Source organism: Nocardioides sp., from assembly GCF_024509035.1.
Classification (GTDB): domain Bacteria; phylum Actinomycetota; class Actinomycetes; order Propionibacteriales; family Nocardioidaceae; genus Nocardioides.
This window is the reverse complement of sequence record NZ_JANINT010000164.1, coordinates 1,781-2,123: the sequence shown is the minus strand read 5'-3', so window position 1 is coordinate 2,123 and position 343 is coordinate 1,781. Positions and strand designations below refer to the sequence as shown.

The window sequence follows — 343 nt, the reverse complement described above, 5'->3', positions numbered from 1 at the left end:
ACGACCACGCGCAGGTCGGGGTGCTCGGTCGCCACCGCCTCGACAGCCTCGGCGGTCCCCTCGGAGGGGCCGTTGATGACCACGACGACCTCGAACCGGTCGTGCTCGAGCGTCTGCTGTGCCAGGGAAGCGAGCGCGTCGCCGATCATGTCCGGGCGGCCGTAGGTGGCGACGATGACGGAGACCTCGGGTGGCACACTGTCGCTCATGCTCGAGACCTCGACCACCTTCCCGTGTCTGGGTGCGGGGCACCGTCCGGGCGGGGGCGCCCGCCGATGACGACCGCACGCGAGGATACGCGAACCGGGCGGGCCATCGTCGTCGGCACCGACCGGCCGGCCGC

1 protein-coding gene is annotated in these 343 nt (G+C 72.6%); it reads right to left on the bottom strand.

Translation table 11 applies throughout. The features are described from left to right. Positions 1–209, bottom strand: a 209-nt coding sequence (locus Q0L15_RS12605) for a glycosyltransferase (RefSeq protein WP_296604790.1), incomplete at its 3' end; no start/stop codon positions are given. Between the last annotated feature and the right edge of the window lie 134 nt (positions 210–343).